The sequence below is a fragment of the Halorubrum distributum JCM 10118 genome (assembly GCF_000337335.1).
Classification (GTDB): Archaea; Halobacteriota; Halobacteria; order Halobacteriales; family Haloferacaceae; genus Halorubrum; species Halorubrum distributum.
On sequence record NZ_AOJN01000007.1, the window covers coordinates 1 to 7,113 of the forward strand.

The 7,113-nt window shown below is 56.4% G+C and carries 8 protein-coding genes; 4 read left to right on the forward strand and 4 right to left on the reverse strand.

Annotated elements, in window-relative coordinates; all coding sequences use genetic code 11:
* Positions 1–131: 131 nt before the first annotated feature.
* Positions 132–623: a hypothetical protein gene (locus C466_RS16370; protein WP_152418543.1), complete on the reverse strand. Its 492-nt coding sequence runs from the start codon at positions 621–623 to the stop codon at positions 132–134.
* Between the two features lie 361 nt (positions 624–984).
* Here C466_RS16370 and C466_RS00580 point away from each other — a divergent pair, with 361 nt between their 5' ends.
* Positions 985–1,785 (forward strand): sulfite exporter TauE/SafE family protein, encoded by an 801-nt coding sequence (locus C466_RS00580; RefSeq protein WP_049908318.1) that lies wholly within the window; start codon positions 985–987, stop codon positions 1,783–1,785.
* Positions 1,786–2,034: 249 nt separating this feature from the next.
* Here the strand turns inward: C466_RS00580 and C466_RS15730 are convergent, their stop codons facing one another.
* From C466_RS15730 to dps, 3 genes are read right to left on the reverse strand one after another with little or no spacing between them, the layout of a single operon-like run.
* On the reverse strand, positions 2,035–2,409 hold the full coding sequence (locus C466_RS15730) for a RidA family protein (RefSeq protein WP_004595486.1): 375 nt from the start codon (positions 2,407–2,409) through the stop codon (positions 2,035–2,037).
* A 1-nt stretch (position 2,410) separates the two neighbouring features.
* Positions 2,411–2,794, reverse strand: coding sequence for a 2Fe-2S iron-sulfur cluster-binding protein (locus C466_RS15735; protein ID WP_004595485.1), 384 nt, complete (start codon positions 2,792–2,794; stop codon positions 2,411–2,413).
* Between the two features lie 34 nt (positions 2,795–2,828).
* Positions 2,829–3,488, reverse strand: a complete 660-nt coding sequence (dps, locus tag C466_RS00585; RefSeq protein WP_004595484.1) for a DNA protection during starvation protein — start codon at positions 3,486–3,488, stop codon at positions 2,829–2,831.
* Positions 3,489–3,614: 126 nt separating this feature from the next.
* Here dps and C466_RS00590 point away from each other — a divergent pair, with 126 nt between their 5' ends.
* The 3 genes from C466_RS00590 to C466_RS00600 all read left to right on the forward strand — a co-directional run bounded on the left by C466_RS00590 (position 3,615) and on the right by C466_RS00600 (position 7,022).
* Complete coding sequence (locus C466_RS00590; RefSeq protein WP_004595483.1) at positions 3,615–4,364, forward strand: helix-turn-helix domain-containing protein; 750 nt, start codon at positions 3,615–3,617, stop codon at positions 4,362–4,364.
* Positions 4,365–4,579: 215 nt separating this feature from the next.
* A complete protein-coding gene (locus tag C466_RS00595; RefSeq protein WP_004595482.1) occupies positions 4,580–6,028 on the forward strand; it encodes a cytochrome ubiquinol oxidase subunit I in 1,449 nt (482 codons plus the stop codon).
* Complete coding sequence (locus tag C466_RS00600) at positions 6,021–7,022, forward strand: cytochrome d ubiquinol oxidase subunit II (protein ID WP_004595481.1); 1,002 nt, start codon at positions 6,021–6,023, stop codon at positions 7,020–7,022. The genes C466_RS00595 and C466_RS00600 overlap by 8 nt, the downstream gene beginning before the upstream one ends.
* Positions 7,023–7,113: the final 91 nt, after the last annotated feature.

The window sequence follows — 7,113 nt, forward strand, 5'->3', positions numbered from 1 at the left end:
CCTCATGAATCTCACTGTCTGCTTGCTGGGTCGTAGACACACCTTCAGCAAGCAGACGTTCTAACTAAGCGGCTTTGTGAAGTACTGAGATTGGAGAAAACGACATGGAAGCAGCAAGTCAGGACATATCGCTAGCGTTGGGCTAGGTACCGCTCATAACCGTATCCACCGATCACACCCAGCGGAGCGATGAGAATGGCACTAAACAAACTCCCCCAGAGAGCGATTACAGCAAAAGCGATGATGAACTCAGAGACTACATCATTGAGTGCGCCATCGAAAATCGCCTCTAAAGAGTTCACAACGCCTTGTAGAACCCCTAATACAATGAGTGTCCCAAACGCCGAAACGATGCCTGCCAAGGCACCGCGGACCGGTGCCGGCTCCTCGGGAAGCATCACACGCCAAACGACGGTCGATACACAGACAGCAATAATCGGGACAGGGAATTCAGAAACGTAGACCAACATGCTATCGGCGAATAATCCCTGAGACCTGAATTCCTCGCCTAAGACCAAGTTATTAAACAAAAAAAGACCAAGTAGTGCCGCACCACCGGCCACGACGCCCGCACCGATATCCCGCTGAGACACTCCGAGATAATCAATTAGATTCCGATTCATGAGTCATATATTTTCACAAACAGGTATAGTTCTATCCACACGGTCCCAGACATCAGCCACTCATCGTCTGAACCGTTGAATTTCTCGATTTAGAGGGCGATGAACTCTGCCTATCTTACAGTGTTTTCGGCAATGATGCGAGAATTGGCTGGTGTCTCGGTGAATCGTCCGCAGTCTCATCGACTGGCTGTTTCAGGCGATAATATGTCTGAAGAATCGGATTTCAACAAAGCCCTGAGATCATAAATTTCCACGACTGAGGGATAGATATTGATGCGTTCGTTTCACTCGATACTATCCATACTGTCTCGTTCGAGAGGTACACCAGACGACACAAACCCGTACGCAACTGAGGATGACTATGATCGAGTCACTCCTCCGAATCGACGTCGTACTCTTCGTTCTCATCGGCGTGCTCGGTGGCGCACACTGTATCGGGATGTGTGGGCCGTTAGTGACGATGTACTCGAAGCAGATGACGCCGCAGCCAGACGGCGGAACGGTAACAGCCAACGACGGGCGTGCCGGTCATCTCACGACCTACGAGGTTCGCCAGCACTTCCTGTTCAACGTCGGCCGGGCGACGACGTACGCAATTCTCGGAGCTGTCTTCGGCGCGCTCGGAAGCGTTGTGTTCGTCACCGCTGATCAACTGACACCGATCGCTGATCTCCTGCGGGGTGCTGTCGGTCTTGCGGTCGGAGGGTTCATTGTGGCGACGGGCGTTCGGTATGTGATTGGAGGAAGCGGAGGCGATATTCGTATCCCGGGCGTCCAGCGCGTTACGTCGTGGCTCGCAACGAGAGTTCACCGGCACGTCAACAGCCCAAGTATTGTCGGTCTCGGCGCCGTCCACGCGTTTCTCCCCTGCCCGATGCTGTATCCCGCGTATCTGTTCGCCTTCGCGAGTGGCTCTCCGACCACCGGTGGAATCGCTCTCGGTGCCCTCGGTATTGGGACGATCCCGGCTGTCTTCCTCTATGGAACGATTATCCAGTCGATCGACGTTGCCCACCGGCGTCGTGTTCATCGGCTCCTCGGCGTGGTGTTCGTCGTGCTGGGGTACGTGCTGTTCGCGCACGGATTGATGGCACTCGGTGTTCACCTTCCACACCCGATGTTCCCGCATTACCAGCCCCTCGGGGGCGCGATGGGGCACTGACCCAGCTCTGGATCCTTTTCACTGGCTCGATACAGGTGGCGGCTCCAAACAACAACTATGAGGGGGAACCCGGCGGTGGCTGGCCTCCCGGAACCCCACGACCTGTCACGTGGTGGCCACTCGTTCGAGGTCGCCGACGAGCCGATCGATGTCTGTTCGCGGCCCCCGTGGGTGCGCCGGTTCGATGATCCCTTGCTTATTTGAACGCTACTAGTAAGAGAACCCTACAGGTTTAGTTGTAATAGGACCTCATTTACATACACCAGTAGCCTCAATTTGAACTGTAGCATCGTTCGGCAACTGCTCGACGCCAACGAAGGTCCGTGACGGCCGTTGCCCCTCGAAGAATTCGTCGTACGCCTGCGTAACTGCCTCTAATTGGCTCATGTCAGTCAGGTATACTGTGGTTCGCATTAGTTCCTGACGACTGACGCCAGCTTCAGCAGCGACAGTGCGAACGCGTTCAAGCGCCTCGAGTGTCTGTGTTCGGACACCCTGATCTAACACTGTCTCTTTGCCAGGCACTTGACCATCGAAACATACCAGTTGTAAACCGCGATTCCGAACACTGTACGGAGTTGTTAACGAACTATCTCGTTCCTTTCGGGTTATGTTTTCGGACATGTTAGTCACTTAGCTTCGAGTTTCCTGGGGGTTTGTTATTGGCTGCTCGAAATTCGAGGAACTCATCGTACTGCTCAACAACAAGTGTGGAGTCCGCCCGCGGCTTCGCAGTACAGATGAGTACGTAGCCTGCCTCTCGGTCTTCAGTATCGTACCGACGCGCGTTTGGATGGACAACGTCGCCGTCAACCAAACGAGCAGCACAGGTGATACACCAACCTTGTTGACAGTCAGCTGTGAGCCACACACCCGCCGAACGCGCGGCCGCCAGAATCGTCTCGTTCTCACTGACCTCAAGTTCGTGTGTTTCGCCGGCTTCGTCCAGCGACGACTTCTCGGGAACGACGATCGTGACGGTCCACGTATCGTCCGACGACTGTGTCATAAATGAGGGGGGAGTGGAGGCCGTTGTTACTTGCTCAGGCAGAGTCGTTGAACGGGTTGTTCTTCGTGTATGGCGCGTCGCCCGGCTCGCCGCGCGCGAAGTGCCCGGCCGGGTTGATCTCGCCGTCGCGCTCCTTGCTCAGCAGCTCGATGAACCATGCCTCGTGGTCCATCTCCTCGTTGAGGATCCGCTGGGCCATGTCGTAGGTTCGCGGATCAGCCCCACGAGTCATATCACAGATCTCGCTCCAAGTGCGAATCGCACACCGTTCCGCTTCGAGCAGTACCTCGAGGATGTCTTCCACCGCGAGGTCCTCGGTGTCGAAGCCGCCGCTGTCGTCCATCGGCGTTGGTACCTCGGCGTCGGGACAGGAGGCCCGGTCGGCGAAGTCCCTGATGTCGTTCGGCAGCGACCCCTCGAGTTCGTACACCCGGGGGACGACGAGCTCGAAGTGGGCCCGGTCTTCGAGACGGGCGTCCTCGGTGATCTCCTTGTAGTCCTCCTCCCCGGCGAGATGCATCCGGAGGTTCGTGTAGTAATAGTAGGTCGTGAACTCCGCGCCGATCGCGTCGATCAGCTTCTCTCGAAGTTCCTCAGGATCGACACCGCGTTCACGGATCACTTCGGCTCCGACTCGTTTGCTCGTGTCGCCCGGTTCCACGGAACCGCTGCCGTGTTCTTTCTCGTTTGCCATCGCATCTCTACATACCTCGGTAACAGTAATCAGAATTGCTTTAGCAATAGATAAGATTTCCTGCTAAAAGAATGAAACAGCAGTAAGAACAATTCTTTTGTATATCTACTATTTAGCAATAGATGAATGACCGGTGAGCCTGAACCCGCCCAAGAGACACGTGAGTTTGAGTTTGTCCTCCAGTTCGAGTCAGGAGCCGATGAGTTGATGGATGTGTTCCGACAATACGAGAGCCTCTCGTTGTGGTCGTCCGCGATCTTCGTGAATGACAACTATATGTGGCGGCTCGATTACGCGAAGGGGACGAGCGAAGCGCTGGACGCGTTCGATGAGGTGTTTCTCAACGAAACCCGCTGTAACGAGTGTTTCGACGTCGTAGATTGTGATACGGACCGGTCATATTGCGTCCTAGATCGGCAAGAGACCAGCCGAACTATCTACACACTTCGCCGTGAAATTGACAGCTGTCATTCACTTCCGCATATCGTACTCGATCATATTCAGACAGGAACCATATTCGAATCCCGCCGAGTCGGTGACGAGTACCGGTGGCGCATTCTCTTCCCTGGTGATTCTCCTATTGGAGACATCTACGATACACTGGAAGCTCAGCTTCGGGAGGGCGTGTCGCTTTCGGTGTCGCATATCACTACTGGCAGCGGCTGGAAGGCGACCGAACGCCTCGCAACGGACTTCTCGCCAGAACACTGGGAAGTGCTGAAGGCGGCGGTCAAGCACGGATACTATGAACGGCCGAGACAAGTTTCTGTCTCCGATCTTGCGTCGATACTTGATGAACCCCGTTCTACGGTTCAATATCGACTACGAACCGCAGAGGATCGTATCGTGTCGGAATTTGTCGAGCGAACACTGTGAACGATGGTGGCTACGAGTCGTAGATATCACGTTTGCTGAAAAGCCCCAGCATCGAGGATATGAAAAAGTGTTCTGAGCTCCGCCTCCGGCGCTACCCGTGACCGTCTCGTATTGACTACAGAAACTACGGCTCTGCGGATATAAACCACCGTAGTACAGTCCTCGAACGGGGGAATTACACAACTTCTCTTTTAGTTCCGTGATCAAATATACCTATGTTCTCGACGGTGCTTCCCGACATCTTGATTCAGGGATGGGCGCTGCAGCTCTCGCCGGAGCTTGCGAGCCGTGCGCAGTTCGGCTGGACGATCAGCGTTCACATCATTTTCGCCTCGCTCTCGGTCGGGTTGGCGCCGTTCATCGTCTACTTCACTTGGAAGGACGTTCGGACCGACGACGAGCGGTTCACACGGCTGCGATCATTCTGGGTCAAGGTGTTCGCCGCCGGATTCGTCATGGGAACGGTCACCGGCATCCCGATGAGCTTCCAATTCGGAACGAACTTCCCACAGTTCGCCGAGGTGGCTGGAGAGCTGATCGGTGGGCCGCTCGCGTTCGAAGCGAAGATGGCGTTCTTCCTTGAGGCTGTTTTCCTCGGGGTATTGCTGTTCGGTCAGGAACGCGTCAGCGATCGGACCTACATTATCTCGTCGGTACTGGTGGGAGTCGGGGCGTGGCTGTCGGCCTTCTGGATCCTGATCGTCAACGCTTGGATGCAGACTCCACAGGGCTTCGAGATGATCACGCGTAACGGTATGGAGGTCGCAAAGCTAACCGACCCGCTGGCTGCGTTCTTCACGCCCCGGATGCCGTGGATGTATGTACACATGGTCAATGCGTCGGTTATTTCTGTCGCGCTGCTGGTCGCCGGGGTCTCGGCGTACATCGTCTGGAAGAAGCGCGATGCCGCTGCGTGGAACACTGCGTTGAAACTCGCAGTTATCATCCTGCTCGTCACCGCTCCTCTGCAGGCAGTCCATGGTGACGCGTATGGGCGTCACGTCGCAGATACACAGCCACAGAAGTTCGCAGCCATGGAAGCTCACTACGAGACCGGCACGGCGGACTTACACCTGCTCGCGTTCCCGAAGAGCATTGACGCGATCACCGATCCGAAAGCCGAGAACCTCTTTACTGTGAGTCTTCCGGGCGTCGGGTCGTTCCTCGCTAGCGGTGGTGACTTCGACGCCGAAGTGCTCGGATTAAACGAGTACGAGGAGAACCCGCCCGTAGCGATGGTGTTCTGGTCGTTCCGGTTCATGGTCGGACTCGGATTCCTGTTCATCGGGCTGGCGCTGTGGGGCGGGTATCTCATCTACAACGGACGCCTCTCGGAGCGCGATCGGTTCCTGAAGACGATGATCGCTGCGTCGCCACTCGGCTACGCGGCGCTTCTCACGGGGTGGTATGTCACCGAGATCGGCCGACAACCGTGGGTCATCCAGGGCGAACTCAGAACTAGTGAGGCCGTCTCCTCGACACTGAGCGGAACCGAAGCGACTCTGACGCTCGTCGGCTTCGTCGTTATCTATATCGGATTGATCTTGGTAGCCCTCCATGTGCTGCGGTGGCTGGTCGAAGACGAGCTCCGTGAACTCGGAGTGAAGGTATCGGACGACGATCGCTGGTACGGTCCGGTCCCGAAGGTGAGCGACGATGACTGAGCTTGTGTTGCTCGTCGACGCGTATCTTGTCGACACGCTCCCCGAGATCTGGTTCGGTGTAGTCATGTTTGCGCTGGCGATGTACATAATCCTCGACGGGTTCGATTTCGGAATCGGAATGCTGTACGCGACTCGTGACGACGAACACGAGAAGGAGACATTCTTGACGGCGTTCGGTCCGGTTTGGGACGCAAACGAGGTGTGGGTCGTCGCCTTCGGAACGATGCTGCTAGCGGCGTTCCCGCGAGTGTACTCGCGAGTCTTGGCCGACCACTACCTGCTCGCGCTCGGGTTCGTGCTCGCGCTGCTGTTCCGCGGGCTCGGCCCGGAAATGCGCGAACAGCGCGACGACGAGCGCTGGAAGCGGTACTGGGATTACTCCTTTATCGGAGGGAGCTTTCTTGCGCCGCTGCTGTTCGGTACTCTCGCTGGTCGGTGGATCTTCGACGCGCCGACACTGTCGCTGCCGGCACTGCTAACTGGTGTCGGCCTCGTAACCGTCTCGGTCGCCACCGGGGCGGCCTTTCTGACAGCTAAAACCAAGTCACGGCTGGCGTCCGACCTGCGCAAGTACGGAATCATTGCGACGCTGGCGTACTTGATCGGAGTTATAGCTCTGCTGACGACTGTCGTCGTAACTGATGCCGGAGGTGCTGCTGAAACGGTTCTTTCGCTTCCCGTAGGTGCGATTGTCGTCTTGTCGGTTGTTGCGGGAGGAGGGGGAAGTGTTCTTGCCCTGCGTGGCAAGTACCGTGCTTGGCTGGTGAGCGCACTCGGGCTTCCGGCGCTGTTGAGCCTGCTAGTCGCGCTCCTGCTGTATCCGACGATCTATCCGCCAACTGGCTTGACGGTTCGAGAAGCGGTTGTCTCACCGTTAGCGCTGAATCTCGTGACGATTCTCGGATTTCCGGCGCTTCTCCTCGTGCTGTGGTACTTCAAATTCCTCTATGGCGTATTTAGCGGTCCGATCGAGGGTGAGGGATACAAAAACTGACCGCGCTCTTCTGTAGGAGATTGTTGATACTGCTGAGCTGCTGCTGTCGAGTCGAAGAGGACAAGGACACCGCGTCAGCGGTGTCCGACAC